This window comes from Acinetobacter sp. SK-43 (assembly GCF_015351505.1).
GTDB lineage: Bacteria > Pseudomonadota > Gammaproteobacteria > Pseudomonadales > Moraxellaceae > Acinetobacter > Acinetobacter junii.
In genome coordinates this window covers 45,129-64,323 of the sequence record NZ_JADKPY010000025.1, presented here as the reverse complement: position 1 = coordinate 64,323, position 19,195 = coordinate 45,129, and the positions used below count along the sequence as shown (strand labels likewise).

The 19,195-nt window shown below is 36.4% G+C and carries 18 protein-coding genes; 9 read left to right on the top strand and 9 right to left on the bottom strand.

Going from position 1 to position 19,195, the window contains the following annotated elements:
- The first annotated feature begins 210 nt into the window (after window positions 1-210).
- Window positions 211-1,407 (top strand): hypothetical protein, encoded by a 1,197-nt coding sequence (locus IRT38_RS06645; RefSeq protein WP_151973490.1) that lies wholly within the window; start codon window positions 211-213, stop codon window positions 1,405-1,407.
- Between the two features lie 270 nt (window positions 1,408-1,677).
- Here the strand turns inward: IRT38_RS06645 and IRT38_RS06640 are convergent, their stop codons facing one another.
- The 5 genes from IRT38_RS06640 to IRT38_RS06620 are packed head-to-tail and all read right to left on the bottom strand — an operon-like array spanning window position 1,678 to window position 6,536.
- Complete coding sequence (locus tag IRT38_RS06640) at window positions 1,678-2,049, bottom strand: antitoxin Xre-like helix-turn-helix domain-containing protein (protein WP_151973492.1); 372 nt, start codon at window positions 2,047-2,049, stop codon at window positions 1,678-1,680.
- Window positions 2,050-2,109: 60 nt separating this feature from the next.
- Window positions 2,110-3,843 carry a ThiF family adenylyltransferase gene (locus IRT38_RS06635; RefSeq protein ID WP_194597266.1) on the bottom strand — a complete coding sequence of 578 codons (1,734 nt, stop codon included), beginning with the start codon at window positions 3,841-3,843 and terminating at the stop codon, window positions 2,110-2,112.
- A complete protein-coding gene (locus tag IRT38_RS06630) occupies window positions 3,840-4,295 on the bottom strand; it encodes a Mov34/MPN/PAD-1 family protein (RefSeq protein WP_171499802.1) in 456 nt (151 codons plus the stop codon). Before IRT38_RS06630 ends, IRT38_RS06635 begins: the two co-directional genes overlap by 4 nt.
- 41 nt (window positions 4,296-4,336) lie before the next feature.
- Window positions 4,337-5,521, bottom strand: coding sequence for a CBASS cGAMP synthase (locus IRT38_RS06625; protein WP_151973498.1), 1,185 nt, complete (start codon window positions 5,519-5,521; stop codon window positions 4,337-4,339).
- Window positions 5,514-6,536, bottom strand: a complete 1,023-nt coding sequence (locus tag IRT38_RS06620; RefSeq protein WP_227592149.1) for a CBASS cGAMP-activated phospholipase — start codon at window positions 6,534-6,536, stop codon at window positions 5,514-5,516. The genes IRT38_RS06625 and IRT38_RS06620 overlap by 8 nt, the downstream gene beginning before the upstream one ends.
- A gap of 1,213 nt (window positions 6,537-7,749) precedes the next feature.
- Between IRT38_RS06620 and IRT38_RS06615 the strand changes: the two genes are divergently transcribed.
- The 6 genes from IRT38_RS06615 (at window position 7,750) to IRT38_RS06590 (ending at window position 13,398) form a co-directional block, all read left to right on the top strand.
- Window positions 7,750-8,028 (top strand): hypothetical protein, encoded by a 279-nt coding sequence (locus IRT38_RS06615; protein ID WP_194597265.1) that lies wholly within the window; start codon window positions 7,750-7,752, stop codon window positions 8,026-8,028.
- A 19-nt stretch (window positions 8,029-8,047) separates the two neighbouring features.
- Window positions 8,048-8,182, top strand: a complete 135-nt coding sequence (locus IRT38_RS06610) for a preprotein translocase subunit YajC (protein WP_167317666.1) — start codon at window positions 8,048-8,050, stop codon at window positions 8,180-8,182.
- 138 nt (window positions 8,183-8,320) lie between these two features.
- On the top strand, window positions 8,321-9,604 hold the full coding sequence (locus IRT38_RS06605; RefSeq protein ID WP_125298913.1) for a ribonucleotide-diphosphate reductase subunit beta: 1,284 nt from the start codon (window positions 8,321-8,323) through the stop codon (window positions 9,602-9,604).
- A 350-nt stretch (window positions 9,605-9,954) separates the two neighbouring features.
- A complete protein-coding gene (gene mqo, locus IRT38_RS06600; RefSeq protein WP_194597264.1) occupies window positions 9,955-11,595 on the top strand; it encodes a malate dehydrogenase (quinone) in 1,641 nt (546 codons plus the stop codon).
- Between the two features lie 69 nt (window positions 11,596-11,664).
- Window positions 11,665-12,906 (top strand): MFS transporter, encoded by a 1,242-nt coding sequence (locus IRT38_RS06595; protein ID WP_194597263.1) that lies wholly within the window; start codon window positions 11,665-11,667, stop codon window positions 12,904-12,906.
- 36 nt (window positions 12,907-12,942) lie between these two features.
- The gene (locus IRT38_RS06590; RefSeq protein ID WP_194597262.1) at window positions 12,943-13,398 is read left to right on the top strand and encodes a hypothetical protein; all 456 of its coding nucleotides are present in this window, start codon (window positions 12,943-12,945) and stop codon (window positions 13,396-13,398) included.
- Between the two features lie 36 nt (window positions 13,399-13,434).
- On the opposite strand, the gene IRT38_RS17535 is transcribed toward IRT38_RS06590, so the two are convergent.
- From IRT38_RS17535 to IRT38_RS06575, 4 genes are all read right to left on the bottom strand, one after another.
- Window positions 13,435-13,683, bottom strand: coding sequence for a hypothetical protein (locus IRT38_RS17535; RefSeq protein WP_227592148.1), 249 nt, complete (start codon window positions 13,681-13,683; stop codon window positions 13,435-13,437).
- 15 nt (window positions 13,684-13,698) lie between these two features.
- Entirely contained in the window at window positions 13,699-14,169 is a 471-nt protein-coding gene (locus IRT38_RS17530) for an alpha/beta hydrolase (protein ID WP_312847007.1), read from the bottom strand.
- Between the two features lie 18 nt (window positions 14,170-14,187).
- Window positions 14,188-14,418 (bottom strand): hypothetical protein, encoded by a 231-nt coding sequence (locus tag IRT38_RS06580; RefSeq protein WP_194597261.1) that lies wholly within the window; start codon window positions 14,416-14,418, stop codon window positions 14,188-14,190.
- A 204-nt stretch (window positions 14,419-14,622) separates the two neighbouring features.
- Window positions 14,623-16,683: a choline transporter gene (locus tag IRT38_RS06575; RefSeq protein ID WP_194597260.1), complete on the bottom strand. Its 2,061-nt coding sequence runs from the start codon at window positions 16,681-16,683 to the stop codon at window positions 14,623-14,625.
- A gap of 419 nt (window positions 16,684-17,102) precedes the next feature.
- On the opposite strand from IRT38_RS06575, the gene betI reads away from it, so the two are divergent.
- Together betI and betB are read left to right on the top strand one after the other, a co-directional pair.
- On the top strand, window positions 17,103-17,729 hold the full coding sequence (betI, locus tag IRT38_RS06570) for a transcriptional regulator BetI (protein ID WP_004960369.1): 627 nt from the start codon (window positions 17,103-17,105) through the stop codon (window positions 17,727-17,729).
- Window positions 17,722-19,191 carry a betaine-aldehyde dehydrogenase gene (gene betB, locus IRT38_RS06565; RefSeq protein ID WP_194597259.1) on the top strand — a complete coding sequence of 490 codons (1,470 nt, stop codon included), beginning with the start codon at window positions 17,722-17,724 and terminating at the stop codon, window positions 19,189-19,191. Before betI ends, betB begins: the two co-directional genes overlap by 8 nt.
- Window positions 19,192-19,195: the final 4 nt, after the last annotated feature.

The following is a 19,195-nucleotide window of genomic DNA, read 5'->3' as shown; positions in this document are numbered from 1 at the left end:
CATGCTTGTTTCAATTATTAATGAATACATTAAAAGCTCCTCATACTGTTCTTTGTAAAATTTTCATCAACGCTTTTACTATCAATGGTTATTGTCATAACTAAGCACACCAAATCAATCTACACAAAATAACGTTAATAACTTAGCCTTAAACTTTGAAAAATCAGGTGTATCTATTAGAATATTAAAAGCTTAATTAAATAGACTATTATGATGTTTTATAAAGAAAATTTTGTTTTTAATGAACTTAATTCAGCTATATCACATTTGACTGAAAATGAAATAACAGAATTGGTTAATCAATACTATGCTGGAGTAAAAGTAAAGGAACTCATCGAAAAATACAATATAAATATCCTTGCATCTAGGTTTGTTTCAGTATTCCCTTTAGTAAAGGTTAATATCAAATGTGAATTCTGTGATGTTCCAATGATTACAAAGTTGAACTCAAAGAGTTCATATGAAAAGCTAAGTCAAAAAGATATTATTTGTCAAGAATGTCAGCACCTACAAAGCAGGCCATGTAACTGCTCAAAATGTAAAGAAAAATCTAAATTAAAAGAACTAGAAAAAAAGCATAAACAAGATATTTTGAATAAGAAAAAAATTGCTTTTCTAGAGCAAATACAAGATACACCTTTCGTAAGAGAAGAAGATTTATCTTTAACCGATAAAATTTACTTAGCAAGCCTTTTACGAGAATGCTTGCATGAAAATGCTGAATACATTGAAAAGATTAATCAAAAAGATACAGTCATTACTCCGTATCTAGATTTCACAAGTGAACTTTTACAGCACCTGTTATCTAGAAAGCTTATTATTCCTTATTCTATAAATGATCTTGATAAGTTTATAGAGGAAAAAGATGGCACTATAAATTATTATATTTACTATATAAATTATCAGATCAACATCCAACCCAAGGATGGAGATTACCAAATGATGTTACATCGACTAATCTACCCTCGCCCAGATGAATTTTTAGAGAATCCAAATTTCTGTTATGAGTTTTGGAAGAAGATAGCATTTTATGAAAGTATGCAATATCTCATGTTTAAAATGAAAAGTGTGCGTTATGACTTTTCTCCTGGTCCCAAAACAACTAACGTATTCCAAAATTTGGTCAATAATTTCTCTGTAGGGCAAATTTACAATATTATCTATAGAGCTATTGCAAATAGTACAGAACAATACCAGTCTGGAAAAATTACAAAAAATCATGCTCAGAATATGGTTATCTCCTCATGTGAAGGTCAAGGTGAAAGAGCTATTGCTAACAACTGGAGCCTTACAGCTTACTCAAGGATTAAAGACCTACCACAGTCCCAAGTTAGTAAGATTTTCTTTGATTCAATTCTTCAGATTTCATACCTTGGTTTTTCAGAGAAACCCACCCTTAATTTATAAATATGAAAGAAATCAACTTAGGTAATTAGTAAGTCGATATGAATGTCCAACGATTTTTTGTAATAAGCGACTTGCAAGAGCACAATCTATTGCTTGCTGTGTAAATTCTAGATAAAGCGTTTAGCCATTTTTACATCTCCAAAGTTAACTTTACGTTAGCTTTAGAAGGAAACACTGTCCATTATTTTGGCTTGGATCATTTGAGAGTTTTTTTGTTAAATAGTTGATGATGGTACGATAAACTCAAAGTATAAATACATTCTTTAGAAATCATATTTCCCCTCGAATTGTACCAACAAAATGTAGTACCAAAACCAAACCACTATCGCTTTGAACCTGCTCAATTGGAACTCCTCTAGTCATATCATTATAGGAATTCATGAAGTAGTGAATCCACTCTGAATCTCCACCAGTTAAAACATATATTGCTCGATACATACGAATAAGCAATAAGGCCATTTCACCTTGTTTAGAAGTGGGATCAAGTATAGGATCGGCTTTTAAACGGCTCATCGAGCTGTGATGCACTCCAATCACAGATGCAACCTGTGATTGCTTTAAACCGAGCTGATCAGCAGCATTTAGAAATGCTTGTGCTAGCACCTTAGCTTCAACATTCGATTGGGTAATATTTGTTTTCATAAGCCTCTATAGAATCAACTAATTGAACAATATATTGGGGATTAGAAGAAATATATTGCCCTATGATTTTGCAACACAATGTGGGCATGATTCTTGGGCTGTTAATTCCATATCAAAAATTTTTGTACCTGAATAACCAACGCCATATCGAGTAAAGTAATTATTTACTAACTGAGTAGAATTTCTCCATTCTAAAAGCAGATCGATTGCAAGACCTGCAACTGCTAAGCTAGCAGAAACTGAATAAGGAGTATAGGCTGCACAAGGTCCTAACCCCATAATTTTTAGAAAATCCTTATTTGCCAGTGGATCAAATTTCTCTTTGTAGTCGTCCATCCCTGATTGATGTAAACAACTAATGCACCCCCCTTTACTCTCGTATTTAGAAGGCAAATTCATCAATGCTTGCACACATTCCCCATTGCCATATATCCATAGATGTAAAAGATTTGGTCTATATTCTTTAGATATTTGAAGTATTTTTTCATTTAAATACTCTGCAATTTCAATCTGACCAGTAGCATCTATAACTAAATCATATTCACTAAAATTACTTATCGTATTTACACTTTTACCTATAGAGTGAATATTAAGATTTTTATCACCAAATTGCTCTTTTATATACTTAACTATTGCCTCGGCTTTATTCAAACCAACATACTGCCTACCTAATATATGTCTACCTAAATTTTCAACCTTAAAGTCATCACTATCACAAATTTTGAAATCACCTTCTTCTAAGCTAGCACCAATTTTAATTAATGCATCTGCAACATACCCTCCTATTGCACCTGCTCCAATTTGTAGAATTTTCAAATTAGTTAAGTTATGAGGTTTAACATCTTTTATATTTCTATTGATTAGCTCTTGCATACAGTAATTTTTCACATACACAGGAAAAACAAGCTCTTTCAAAAATTCTGAAGATATTTCAATGTTTACATCTAACGACTTAAGATATACCCTCTTCCAATCGACATAAAAAGAAAACATATGATTTTCAAAACACAAAGAAATGAATAACTTCTTGTCAGTTCTAAATTCACGTAGGTATTTCTTCAATAAAATAAAACAATTCTGAGAAAATTTATAAATAAATAGAAGCATTTTCCCCAGAGTTATATCACCTTCTTCATTGAAAAAATTAGAAATTAATGGGAAATTAATGCTAGATATTCTTAAAATAATAAAATTAACTTTAATTGTTTTTTGAGCTTCGTCAGCATCCGCAGAATAGTATGTCAAAGAAATATTCTTTACACCCTCCCTCCCCTCAAGCTCTACAAATAAATTTTCCATTTTGAATTTCTTTTCGAACTTATTAGACAGTATCATCCAAATTGGAACTATTTCTTTTCTTAACTCCGAAACAAATCCAGAAGGGCTAATCAAATCTAGAATTACACGTTGAAATTGAGCTTCTAAAAAAGCTAAAATTTGTGTAAAATTTTTTCGATTAATTTCCACTTTATCATGCAATGCGTAACAAAAATAATAAGCATTCTTATTTAAATATTTAAAATCATGTTCAATAGAAAAGTGAGGTAGTGGAAATTTAAAATATTTGTTTATTTTTCGAATCTCAAGAAGATCATCAGTGAACAAATAGATATTAGGAGGAGATATAAAATCCCAATTCCTAAAAAAAACCCCCAATTTTATATCCACCCCAGCTATAACAACTTTTTTTACCCATAAATTATTATAAAATTTTTTCTTTAAATTCGTATCACATGGATCCACCAAATTATAACCTAACTGAGTAAGATATTTAGCATAAATAATAGGAATCAAAGCTTATTATCCTCCCTGATTTTCAAGGTATAATACTTTTTATTCACAATCAAATTAAACCAATCCTCACTATAGCTTTTATTACTTCCAATCCACAATAATTTAGGAGTTTGATTAAAACCCTCACTCCCTATAAGCTGATTCCATCCATTATAATCACAGATAGAGGGACGCGGATAAGGTTCTGGGTGAGTATGCCATTCACCAATATACTGTAATACCCCTTCTGATATTTCATGCATTTTATTTAAATACTTTTGATGATTTTGAGACTTTCTAAAAAAACTATATATGGATCTTTCATCATCATCTGCTGGAGGACTAATATCAATTACTCGTAATGATTTACTACGTATTTCACCAATAATGATTCCACATGCCTCAGTCTTCCGAGTACCATGAAATTGTCTATGCAGATGAATTAAATGAAGTGCTCTGTCTGTTAAGAACACTTCAAATCCTAACTCATGAGAATAAAGGTGTAATCCCAAGTTTACCCACCCCTTGTAGGTTGAATTGTCGCTGGGGATACAGCCTGCGATGGTAACTCTTGATTAGTATTCTCAATAATCACATAGCTTTCATTATCAGGAATTCTTTTACCGAATTTACTTCGTAAAAAATTAATTGAAGTTTTTGCTGATTCAACCTCAATTGCTGCCGTAACTGCATCAAGTAGTTCTGAAGCTAAATCATACGCCTCGCTTCTTTCATCTTCAGGAATTCTATTAAAATCTTCATCTGTATGCTCAGGAATAGAATCTTCTTTGACAGGACCTAGTAGTGCTTCAGGAAGTTTTTTTACAACGTGTAATAATGCAAGATCATCCCGATCTTCAAAGTATTGATAATTTTGGTTTGCAATTATCATAAGTAATATTGAACTTGGCCCTCCACCTTCTTCATATTCTTGATCTCTCCAAGCCTTAAGATATCGAGCAATGTATCTCAATTGTCTTCCATTATCTTCTTGTTCAGCCAAATGATCTGCATACCATTTACGAATCAATTCACAGTCACTTTCTTTCCAATTACCATCACGTAAAGCCATGAGGATTTTAGTAATATAATCGAGTTGTATGATTTTGGCTTCACTCTCAAAGCTCTCTGTTGAGTAATGATAACCTCTAAATATATATTCATCTTTGGCAATTGTCGCTTTTGCCTCATCCAGAATCATATTATTTCGTTCAACTAAACTTTCAAACATTAAATCTGGAACAATATAAAGAGGCACATCCATATGAGCATTGCCAGCTAATATAAGACGACAGCAAGTATTTTTTGTTTTGCATAAAATCCAACCTTCCCTATTAGCCAATGGCTCTAATAAAGCTTCTACAACTTCAAAGTATGACTTAGCTACTTTATCTGAACGCCCTTGAGCTAATAATGAATTAGGCAAATATACTCCATAATCAACATCCATTTCTTGTGAGGGATATGCTGGCTGATTACATGTACCATAAGCCCAAGAGCCTTGTAGACGAAATTTTGGCTTGATAATATTTGGATCACCGCCATTTTCTGTAATAAAGTTCGCCATTCCTTGCTTCAAGACAGCTCTTACTTTTTGACGACACTCATTTAAATAATCACGTTGTTCACTAGTAGGCTTAATTTCATTAATAAAACCATCTAATTTGGCTCTAAAAGTTCTATGCAAATTACTACCCATTAACCTCTCCCCCCTCTACATTTTTTTGCGGACCATAGAACCATGTTCTATTTCTTTTTGGTTGATTAAAATAATTACGAATGAACTCTTTACCTAATGCGACTTTTGCAGATTGAATACCATTACCTTCTAGTACCTGTCTAGCCTCATCAGTTGTTTCATCTAATCCAATAAATTGGGCTGATGACTGCACTATTTGCTCATCTATCTTATAAAATTGGTTTGGAAATGGCTCCATCCTATGTTTTACCATCTGTTCCATGAATTGCTGCTGACTACTCAAAACTAAATCAATAATGTTTGGAGCCGCTTTAAAAATAGATCCTTCCCCCCAATCCAAATAACCACCATCTTTTTTAGTACTCGGATTAAGCTGTTTTTTTGATGATAATGTTCCGATTGAAAGAATGTGTACATCTTGGATATTTTTCTTAAACATATAATCCGCTTCATGTAAGCCCACCAAGCTTGGATCATTAGCAAAAAGCCCACCATCCACAAACTCATTAGGACCTATCGCATGTCGTGGAAAATAAGTTGGTGCTGCTGAAGTAGCCAACGCCACATCAACTATCTTTAATTTCCAATCACGCTTTAGATTTACATTATGGGGTGTTTTTAAGGTAACAGGACTACCACGTGTAAAATCAATAGTTGGAATTACTACTGGGCATTTTAAATCCCCTAAAATCGAGTCACCAAACCATTCTTCTAATATAGTTTTCAATGACTGGTTAGAATACTTAGATCCTCTAATTTTATAGAATGGTTTGGGCTTAAATATTTTGTCACCATGAGATTTGAACAATTCAACAATGTCATCTGCGCTTATGCCATATGCTATTGCTAAAGCAACAATACCCCCCACGGAAGTTCCTGTAATTAGATCAAAGCAATCAGCTATAGAAGCGTGGCCATTTTCTTTCGCCTCTTGTTCTAATTCTTTCAATACGGTAGTCGTGAATAATCCACGATAGCCACCACCTGACAATGCCAAAATTTGAAATTTTTCCATATCTTCTTACTTGTTATGAGTTATCAATTTAAATAGGCACTAAACAAATAAAATCAAGACACATCATTAAAAAAAATGTGGTTTATCAATTTTTTCTCTACGAATTAATATTAATCATATTTTCCTACCCACGACCAAAGCTTTTGATAGCTTTTTATATAAAACTACAAAGATAGTGAAACCTATGACTTCATTTATATTTATAAATTCTATCGAACTAAAAACAGTGAAAATAAGGTCACTTTTGCTAGTGGAAATTTAAGATTAACCAACGATAGCCAAACTTTAGAAGGTATTTATTAGACTAATACAAATACATGCGGTGAAATAGAGTTAAATTTAGTTGATCGAAATTGTGCTAATGTTGATTCATATCAGATGACCACAAAGTTACAAACAAATAATAAATAAACTTCAACAGCTAGGCTTAAGAGATCAATCACTTTTGATTCATCTGGGTAGAATTATCCATCAATCGTTTATTCCATTTTTTTTAAATTTTTTATTGTTTTTTTAGTTTGTATACTTTGCAAAAAATTAAAAAACTTCTTTCCTATGACTACATAATATACGAAGAAGCTTATAGCTCCTTCAATTGCAATATCTTATAAGCACCCATTGTTGAATTGATTACTCATTAACCACAAGATATAGATTTTTTAAAGAGTCTATACACCATATAATGTGTTCTATATAATAATTGCCAAAGCATCATTTTGTGGTACTTAAACAGATATTGATTGCATTTTGCAGAATTTTTTGTTGACATGAAATGACATCAAATTTTTGGTTTGAAAGGATGTATACATTTTTTCATTATTTTACTCATGACAAGCAATTATCTATATGTAAATAAAGGATTTTTCAATGTATACACTTTTAACATCAATAGAATGTCAGTAATCTGATAAGTTTCAAGCCTCCTTTTTTATAAAGGGGGGCTTACAGAGATTAAAAACTTTAAATATTTTGAATGTGATTATTTCGATTGTCACATCACTCAATGGTGAAGTAACTCCTACTACTAATCCGATGAGAAAAATTTAGATAAAAAAAAAAAGGGAATCCTCCTACAGATCCCCCTTTAGTGTCTAAAAAACGAGTTCTTAGACATATTGCTTCACAAAAAGCAGGTGAATGATCGCCTGATCTTGCAATATCGTCAAGGACTTTTGAGTAACAACTGCCCTAATGATATTTAAGGAGTCTACAAATGGCGGTTTATTCTGTAAGTTATGACCTAAATCAAGAAGGTCAAAATTACAAAGACGTAATTGCTGAAATTAGAAAATTCAACGGTTATTGTAAAGTAATGAAATCATATTGGTTTGTTTGTTCTAACGAGGATGCTACTTCAGTGTCAAATAAGTTAAGAAAACACATAGACAATAATGATTTTTTACTCGTGATGGAAACATCAACCAATCGTCAAGGTTGGTTAAATAAAGATGTATGGGAGTGGCTAAAGCAACACCAAACTTCTTCGGTTTAATTTAAAATTCAAGGCAAAGATTATGCTACATATCAGTCATAATTATATGTTGGGATTAGCTGTTCTGATCTTTGCCTTTATTTTCTTTTATGTACCGATGGTTTATGCATTTTTAGCCATTCGTAAACAACAGCGTAAGCAAAATAAGTCTTAGGAATTACTGACGATAGCTCGTCAACAGCATAGATATTAATAAGACTTAATTTTGCTTACACAATATAAGCGTATAGTTAAAGACATCGTTGTTGAGAGATGTCTATTACGGCTACACACAACGAAGAGAGAACGAAAAATGTCTATCCTAAGTTGGGACGATTTTGAAGATGATTCGCAAAAACCGACTACACCTGAACACAAGTCTGCGTCCCTCGACTCGCAAAAAACGGTTAATACGCAGGTGGTATCTAATGCAGAGCAATCATCGCCGAGCATGGCAACTGCACAACCCGTTGGAGCCAGTGCCAACCGAGCAACAAATCCAACCGATTCGTTGGCTAGAGCATCTGCAGCCCTAGATCATTTGGACGTTGCACCGGGCTTAGAAGAGCTTGAAATGGGTGCTCAGCGTGTACAAGTTGATGACAAAGCCATGATCAACTGTCGTGCGGATTTAAACCAACTTGTTCCATTCAAATATGAGTGGGCTTGGCAAAAATACTTGGACGGGTGTGCAAACCACTGGATGCCACAAGAAGTTAACATGAACCACGATATCGCACTTTGGAAGTCTGAAAATGGCTTAACCGAAGATGAGCGTACTATCGTTATGCGTTCTTTAGGTTTCTTCTCAACAGCAGATTCATTGGTTGCGAACAACTTGGTTTTGGCGATTTATCGTCATATTACAAACCCTGAATGCCGCCAATACATCTTGCGTCAAGCATTTGAAGAAGCGATTCACACGCATGCTTACCAATACTGTATCGAATCTTTAGGTATGGACGAAGGCGAAGTCTTCAACATGTACCGTGAGATTCCAAGTGTTGCACGTAAAGCATCATGGGGTTTGAAATATACTCAATCTTTAAGTGATCCTACATTCCACACAGGTACGCCTGAAAACGATCAACGTTTACTTCGTAACTTGATTGCATTCTACTGTGTATTAGAAGGTATTTTCTTCTACTGTGGTTTTACTCAAATCTTGAGTATGGGTCGTCGCAACAAGATGAATGGTGTTGCTGAGCAATTCCAATACATCCTACGTGATGAATCAATGCACTTGAACTTTGGTATCGATATGATCAACCAAATCAAGATTGAGAACCCTCACCTTTGGACTGCTGAATTCCAACAAGAAGTGATTCAAATGATTCTTGAAGGTACAATGCTTGAGATCGAATATGCACGTGACACTATGCCACGCGGTGTATTGGGCATGAATGCAAGCATGATGGAAGAATATTTGAAGTTCATCTGTAACCGTCGTTTATCGCAACTTGGTTTACCAGAGCAATTCGCTGGTGTAACAAACCCATTTGCATGGATGTCTGAGATGATGGACTTGCGTAAAGAGAAGAATTTCTTCGAGACGCGCGTAACAGATTACCAAACAGGTGGTGCTTTGAGCTGGTAAGTATTTGCTCACCAAGTCACCCATATAAGAAAGCTGTCTCAAAGACGGCTTTTTTATAGCTATTAAAATGCCATGCCAGTTCTTATCAAATAAAATTAAACAAAGTAAATATAATTTCTTTTTTAACAATAAGCTAAATAAACCACTATCCAAGTGATCTTGAATCTTACATTTTTAAACATTTGGTAAACAAAAACACTGCCTAAATTAAAGTAAAATTCACGAACTTTTTCCTCTCGCATCAGTTGGGCAACCCCTGTGCTGATGTGCATTTGCGCTCACTCATCATTTAAATCTTTTCTCTCTATATCATCCATATAGGGGGTCATTTAATTTTTAAGGTAAATTGAATGAAAAAATTTTGGAAGTACTTATTAGTACTACTTCTAGTACTCATAGTTATTGCAATTGCCTTTCTTTTTAGACCTGTTACGTCTAAGGCAATTAAAACGAAAAACGACGAACCTGTGGTTGATGTTGTACTTATCGGTGGCGGTATCATGAGTGCAACGCTCGGTACATTTCTCAACGAGTTACAACCTGACTGGAACATCCGTATGTATGAACGTCTTGATGCAGTTGCTCAAGAAAGTTCAAACGGCTTTAACAATGCAGGTACTGGTCACTCTGGCTTTATGGAAATGAATTATACCGAAGAGAAAGACGGTAAAATGGACATTTCTAAAGCTGTCAAAGTTGCTGGTCAATTCGAAATTGCTAAACAGTTTTGGGCATATCAAGTTCAGAAAGGTGTGTTAAATACGCCAAATACCTTTATCAATCCTGTTCCACACATTGCATTTGTATGGGGCGATAATGTGAACTTCATGGAAAAGCGTTATGCAGCCATGATCCAAGATCCATTATTTGCTGGCATGAAAATGACAGAAAACCCATCTGAAATTAAGCAATGGGCACCATTAGTCATGAATGGTCGTGATCCACAGCAAAAAGTTGCTGCGACACGTATGGATGTGGGTTCGGATGTGAACTACGGGGCGATTACAACTCAATTGATAAGCCATCTTGAGAAGAGCCCGAATTTCCAACTCAGAACGTCAACAGAAGTTACTGGTATTAGTCGTAATGATGACAACACTTGGTCAGTTGCATTCAAAGATTTAAAATCTGGTGAAACGAATCACGTCAAAACACGTTTTGTATTTATCGGTGCAGGCGGTGCTGCAATTAAGTTGTTGCAAATGACAGGGCTTCCAGAAGCACAACAATATGCAGGCTTCCCTGTGGGTGGTGAGTTCTTGGTGACTGATAATCCTGCGATTACAGCTCAACATACTGCAAAAGTATATGGTCGTGCAGATCTAGGTGCGCCGCCAATGTCAGTTCCACATATTGATACACGTTATATTGATGGCAAAAAATATGTCTTATTTGGTCCATTTGCAACTTATTCAAACAAGTTCCTAAAACAAGGTTCACAGCTTGATTTGTTAGCATCAACTAATAAAAACAACGTATTGCCAATGGCAGCGATTGGTCTACAAAATGCTGATCTTGTCCAATATTTAGTAAGCCAAGTGTTGATGTCAGATGAAGACCGCTTCAACGAGTTGAAAAAATACTATCCAGAAGCAGATCCGAAAGACTGGCATTTACGTCAGGGTGGTCAACGTGTTCAGATCATTAAGAAAGAACCAGGTAAACCAGCGAAATTGCAATTCGGTACGGAAATCTTTGCATCGCAAGATAAATCTGTAACTGCGTTGCTTGGTGCATCTCCTGGTGCTTCAACGTCTCCTTACATTATGCTCAACTTGCTTGAAAAAGCCTTCCCTGAGCAAACTAAAGGTGTTTGGAATACCAAACTGCATGAGATTGTACGTTCTTATGGTCAGGATTTATCAGAAAATCCTGCATTGTTGGATCAAGTGCGTCAGTATACGAGTTCAACTTTAGGTTTGAACTATACAACGCCTAAAAACTTGGTACCTACAAAACAAGTTGCAAAAGTCGAAGCTGCTGCACATTAATCACGCTTAAACTGAAACAGAAAGGGATGAGTTTCGACTCTTCCCTTTTTTATTTTCTCATTTTGAATTATGTCCACTGATTGTTCTCATTCTGCCTTTGCGGTATTTCGTTGTCGTGATTTTTCATTTTTAACGATAAATCAAGCTTGTTTGACATTTGCTGTGTTGATACAAGAGATTGTTATTGCTTTTCAACTGTATCAAATTACCAAGAATCCATTGATGCTTGGCTTGGTAGGTCTGATGGATTTTATTCCATTTTTGGTATTGTCTTTGTGGGGTGGTTATATTGCAGATCGTTTCAATCGTCAGCGGATTTTACAGCTTAGTTTTAGTCTAGCAATTCCATTATCAATCGCACTTTGGATTTGTTTTGATCTATTTGAGCATGATCATATCAATGCCAACATTCTACTGATTTCTACCTTCGGAATTTTATTCTTATTTGGATGTATTCGAGGAATTTACAGCCCTTGTTTTAATTCACTGCGCCCTTTTATTGTCCCAGAACATTTATATGCCCGCGCAGCCACTTGGACCAGCATGTGCTGGCAAGTATGTGGCATTCTAGCACCAGTCATTGGAGGATTAATGCTTGCACATTTGCGCTTATCCGTAGTGTTTAGTCTTATTACAAGCTTATTCCTCATAGGTAGCTTAGCTTTATGGGCTCTAACAAGTAGAACTTTTCCTGAGATGCAATCTGAGTCTGCCTTACTCAGTATCAAAGAAGCATTTCTCTATATTCGTAAAACTAAAATCATTTTTTGGGCAATGTTTCTTGATTTAAGTTCAGTATTTTTTGGAGGAGTAATTGCCCTATTGCCTATTTTTGCCAGTGATATTTTGCATGTCGGAGCAACAGGTTTTGGAATATTACGCTCGGCACCAGCCTTCGGTGCTTTATTGACTATGCTGATTTTGGTTCGATATCCCCCAAAATATCAGCCATGGAAAATCATGTTGCTTAGCCTTACTGGTTTTTCATTATGTACTTTGTTATTTGCTGTTACTAGATATTACTTTTTATCTGTCGTGCTTCTCATTATTATAGGTTCATGTGATAGTGTTAACATTATTATCCGCCAAACTTTACTGCAACTCATTCCCCCACGAGACATGCTTGGTCGTATCGCAGCGATTAATGGCATCTTTGTGACATCAAGTAATGAGCTTGGTGCTTTGCACTCAACGCTAATGACACGTTTCCTCACGGTTGTGCCAGCAGTTCTGATTGGTGGCTCACTTTCTTTAGCTTGTGTTGTTTTAGCAAAATTTAAGACCAAAGACCTCATGCGGTTTCACTTTTAGCTTTGCTTGACTACGCTTTCAAATCGTTTATGTGTTATGAAACATTCTTTGCCCGCTTCTTCTGAGTCGTCTAAATTTATTATTTCTTCCATTTTTATATGGCTGACTTTGTTATGGTTACAAGCAACCTATATTGTGATTATTGGCGGCAATAGTTATCTGTTTTGGACAGCACTAGGTTTATTCGTACTCACCGCATTAAGTTTCCGTCCAAGTTCTTTAAAAAATAGAATTGCTCTTGTACTGACACTGGTATTACTGGGCAATTTAGTTTTCCACTCACTGTTCTGCACTTATTTAATCTTAGCTTTTTATTGTATTTTTTATTTATATTCAGGGCATTATAAATACAAAAGATTTATGAAACTCTTCTGCCTATTCTTCATTATGATTTTATTTGCACTATATCAAACGGAGTCTTTGCAAGAATTAAAAAGCCATTATGCTCCCTATGAAACAGGTGAAACATGGCAAAAATATGGTGCGCTATAAAACATAACATTTATGTTTGTTGTGGTTTTGATCAAATCATTTTTGTCTATATGTATCCATAAACTGAAGTGTATCCTGCAGAGTGAGCTGGGCAGGTTTGGTGTCCAACAGAAATTGATATTCATGAGCTGTAGGATCAGTTTTCTGGTCAAAATATCGTGATTTGGTTACTACACCAACTTTCTGCAATTGTTTTTCTAGTTGGCGAGCTTGTTGTTCAAATGAAGCGGTATTGCCATCTGTTAAATAAATTGGTGGAAGTGCTGCGTTTAGATATTCAGACACCACTAATCCTTTATCCTAAGTACGAGTAAGCCAGTCTTTGTCCTCTAAATATGCCCAACCAATACGTCCAAATGCAAATCGGGTAATCGCAGAGTTTGCCTGTAGAACCATATTTTTCAAATCATAAGGACCACAATACAATAAACCACCTCGGATGTCGGATAGATTTAAGGTCTTCTGAATATTGAGCAAGTCTGCATATTGAGGGTTGGATTGAATGAGTAAAAATTGCAAAGCGATCTGTGCTCCAGCGGAGTCCCCTGCAATAAATATATTCGCCATATTTAAATTATGTTGTTTAGCAAAGTTCGTTTTTATATAACGGATGGCTTCAGAAACTTGGATGACAGGTTCAGGATATTTTGCGGTCGGCACAAGTTCATAATTAAGCACAAAGACAGAGTAACCTTGTGAGGCTAATTCAGTTGCATAAGCTTTCACTTCAAGCTTATCTCCACCGACAAATCCGCCACCATGCACCCAGATTACTACAGGCTGATGAGCTCAAGGCACTTTAGTCTTGTAGAAATCAAATGTATTTTTTTGAAACTTTGATGGGTAGGTTAAGTTTGTCGATACAATCACGTTCAGCTCTTGGTACTGAGCAGGTCGTGAATCTTTTGGAATGCTAAATAAACTGTGCTGCAATAACCAAATTGTCGGCTTAGCACTGAGAAATAATACAGATACAAAGATCACAACCATGAGAGCACAAAAGATCATTATTTTTTTCATTTGAGGTTCCTTCTAGTCTCATATTTGCGAGTTATCAGTTTATAAAACATTGATTCTTCTCTGTTGGCTGTTCGATTATGATCATTCGAACTACAAGATCATCTAACGCTTAATAAGAAAAAATAAGCTAGATTATGAAGCAAATTATACTTTGTAAAATCTTCACGATTTAAAAAAACCCCACAGAAATGTGAGGTCTTGTAATTAGTCTTGTGAGTCAGGATAAAGAGGACGATTCCCTGGACTAATTCGGTTGATATGTAAGAAAGTCATATGACGCTCATACTTATCTAAAATGTCATTAATGACCTGCTCTTTGGTATATCCAACCAAGTCATTGTCTTGAGAACCTTCATACAAGAATGTTTCCAAACGATAATAATATTGCTTACCACGTTTGCCTCGTTCACTAAATGTCGGAGCGATATAGCGTACAGGCCAAATTTGATAGACAAAATTATGCTCATCTTCAATGAAAATCGTTAAGTCTAGGTGATACAACTTATCGTGGTATTCAGATTCGCCTTGATTAACCTCAACGTTCATCCCTCGTTTAATCAGTTCATCAGCAACGGTTTGCACTGCAGGGCTACATACATTATCGAGCATACGCAATGTTTCATGGCTACCAGGATGATGCATGACACGTGAAAGGCGTTGTTTCCAATTTAGAATATCGACATTACCCACTACAGGTGCAGCATTTAAGCTACGACTAGCTTTACGATAATCTTCTAAACGGAGAGATTTATAGAGTCCAGCCATCACAAGCAACATAACAAAGCTAAACGGTAATCCCATGATTACGGTTGCACTTTGTAAAGCAGTAATACCATTTGCCATCAACATCGCGATGGTCAATAAACCAATCGCAATCGCCCAAAACACGCGTAACCAACGTGGCGCATCATTATTGACATTAGAAAACTTCGTGGTGAAGTTACCCAATACCAAAGCACCCGAGTCGGCAGAGGTCACATAGAACAGAAGCCCTGTAATGGTTGCTACACCAGCAACGAATCCAAACCACGGATACTGTGCCAATAAGTCATAAAACCCATGTGCAGGATCTGTCAAAACAGTTTGAGCCAAAGCTGTATTGCCATCAAAAATAACGTTGTATAAAGCACTGTTACCAAAGATTGATAACCATGTGATCGTGAATAGTAGAGGAATAATCAAAGTTCCACAGACAAACTCACGAATGGTACGACCACGTGAAATACGTGCCAAAAACAAACCTACAAATGGAGACCAAGCCACCCACCATGCCCAAAAGAATAATGTCCAACTATTCATCCACTCTTTCGGCTGTTCAAATGCAAAACTGTCTAAAGCTAGGCTTGGAAAGCGGCTGATATAGTCACCAAAGTTTTGTACCAAGGCATTTAATAAGAACTCTGTATTTCCTAAAAACAGCACAAATAGCATTAAACCAATAGCGGCATAAATATTGATTTCGGAAAGTACTTTAATGCCTTTATTGACACCTGCTGTTACCGAAATAATCGTCACAATCACAGCAACCAAAATCAGTCCAGATTGAACCCATAAACCTTCAGGCCAATCAAATAAAACATGCAAGCCATAATTGATTTGAACAACTGCAATACCACAAGTCGTTGCGATACCGAAAATCGTCCCAATCACGGCGGCGGTATCTACGGTATGACCAATCGGACCATCAATTTTTTTACCAAAAATCGGATAAAGCGCAGAACGAATGGTCAGCGGTAAGTTATAGCGATAACTAAAATATCCCAAAGCCATCCCGACTAAGGCATACATGCCCCAGCCTGTTAGACCATAATGAAATAAAGTCCATACCATCCCTTGACGAGCGGCTTCATAAGTTTGCCCCTCACCCACCGGTGGATTCATATAATGTGACAGTGGTTCAGCCACCGAGAAAAACATTAGATCTGTGCCGATACCTGCGGCGAACAGCATCGCCGACCAACTCAGCAGGCTAAACTCAGGTTTGGAATGTTTAGGACCTAGCTTTATATCGCCATAACGAGAACAAGCGATAAAAACCACAAAGATTAGGTAAAGCGTTGCGGCAAGTAAGTAATACCAACTGAATTTATCACTCACCCAAGCCAGTACAACATTGAGCAAATGATTCGAAAAATCATTAAATAAAATCGTCGTCAGTGAAAATATTAAAATTATGAGCGCTGAAACATAAAAGACCACGCGATTTAACTGATCTTTTGTTTGAATAGATGAATCATCAACTGCTCTTGGATTATCTGTCACCATACAATCCTCAAGGAAAATTTAAATTTTGAATGTTGTTTTTCTCAATAACTCGACCACGATTTATTGACGAAAACAACGAGAAGACACAGCATTTAAAAGATATTGAAAACAACACCAATCATTGCATAAGCTGCATTTTTGTAATTACCCGTGTGGATGCAAAGAAGCATTTTTAAGAGTAATTGAGCTTAGACCCAACCACTAAAAATCCATTCAATAAATCAACACTTTTGATACTTTAACAGGGATCTCCGATAACACGATTAAGAGTTATGTAAAGCATCCTTGTTGCAAATACTATACTTTTAATTGATTGAACGTTCAATCAATTAAAAGTATCATGATGTTGTGTTATCATTTTCTGCATCCAGATTTTAATCTAACGCCTTAATAATTTTAGGCATTTATGGCAACTACACATGACCAAACGCAGAGTTAAACCTGAACACGAACGTCGTGAAGAGATCGTTAATGCCGCATTTGAAGTGATCTATGAAGTGGGTTTATCACAAACCACCATTTCACAAATTGCAAAAAAAGCGGAAGTCTCAACAGGTATCGTCAGCCATTATTTTGGTGATAAACAAGGGTTAATGATCAACTGTATGCGAGAGATGCTCAAAAGATTGCATCTCACCTCTCTGCAATACAAAGCCAATACAGCAGATCAACAACCTGAAAACCAAATTAAGGCAATCATTGATTCAAACTTTGATAGTAGTCAGGTCAATAAAACCGCTATGCGCGTTTGGTTAGATTTTTGGTCAGCCAGTATGCATAGCCCAGAGCTTGCACGTTTACAACGCATTAATGATCGACGCTTGTATTCGAACTTAAAACATCACTTTTTAAAACTGATGCCAAGTGAAAGTGCAAGTATTGCTGCGAGTGGCTTAGCAGCACTGATCGATGGGTTATGGCTACGAGGTGGACTCGTGGGAAATGATCATTTCGATCGGCAGAATGCAAGACGAGTTGCCTATGACTATTTAGACATGCAACTTCAACTGGCTAAACCCTTATTTCAGGAGAGACAAAATGAATGATGTGCAAACTCATCCATTGTATATCCACGGTCAATATGTCAATGCCACGAGTGGTGTGAGTTTTGACAGTATCAATCCAGCCAATGGCAACGTAATTGCCCATATCCAACAAGCCTCTCAACAAGATATCGAAAAAGCTGTTCAAAGTGCTCAACAAGGTCAAAAAGTTTGGGCAGCAATGACAGCTGTTGAGCGTTCTCGTATTTTACGTCGAGCTGTAGATATTTTACGTGAGCGCAATGATGAACTAGCAAAACTTGAAACCTTAGATACAGGTAAAGCTTATAGCGAAACATCGACTGTCGATATTGTGACAGGTGCTGATGTGCTCGAATATTACGCAGGTTTAGCGACAGCCATCCAAGGTGAACAAGTTCCATTACGAGAAAGTAGTTTCTTCTATACTCGCCGTGAACCTTTAGGTGTCGTTGCAGGCATCGGTGCTTGGAACTATCCGATTCAAATTGCTTTATGGAAATCCGCTCCTGCACTCGCTGCGGGCAATGCCATGATTTTCAAGCCAAGTGAAATCACACCACTTAGCGCATTTAAACTTGCTGAAATTTATACCGAAGCCGGCTTACCAAACGGCGTATTCAACGTTGTACAAGGGGCTGGTCGTGATATCGGTCAATGGCTCACAGAACATCCTGTCATTGAAAAAATTTCGTTTACTGGCGGTGTTGAAACTGGCAAAAAAGTGATGGCAAGTGCTGCTGCTTCAAGCTTAAAAGAAGTGACGATGGAACTTGGTGGTAAATCACCACTGATCATCTGTGAAGATGCAGATATGAATAAAGCCGCAGATATTGCGGTGATGGCAAACTTCTTTAGTTCTGGTCAAGTCTGTACCAATGGTACGCGCGTCTTTATTCCAGCATCATTAAAAACAGAATTTGAAAGTGCAGTATTAGAACGTGTGCAACGTATTCGTATCGGCGACCCAATGAATGCAGATACCAACTTTGGCCCATTGACCAGTTTCCCACATATGGAAAAAGTTCTTTCCTACATCAATGCAGGCAAACAACAAGGTGCTAAATTGCTGATCGGTGGTGATCGGGCAGATGGTGAATTGGCCGAAGGTGCATATGTATTACCAACAGTATTTACAGATTGTACCGATGATATGCGAATCGTGCAGGACGAAATCTTTGGTCCAGTCATGAGCATCTTGAGCTATCAAACTGAAGATGAAGTCATTCGTCGTGCCAATAACACCACTTTTGGTCTAGCAGCAGGTGTGGTGACACCAGACATTAACAAAGCACATCGCATTATTCACCAAATCGAAGCTGGTATTTGTTGGATCAATACTTGGGGCGAATCCCCTGCTGAGATGCCAGTCGGTGGTTATAAACAATCTGGTGTAGGTCGTGAAAATGGGATCTCGACCCTATCTCACTACACACGCATTAAATCCGTTCAAGTTGAGCTTGGTGATTACCAAAGCATTTTCTAAAAGC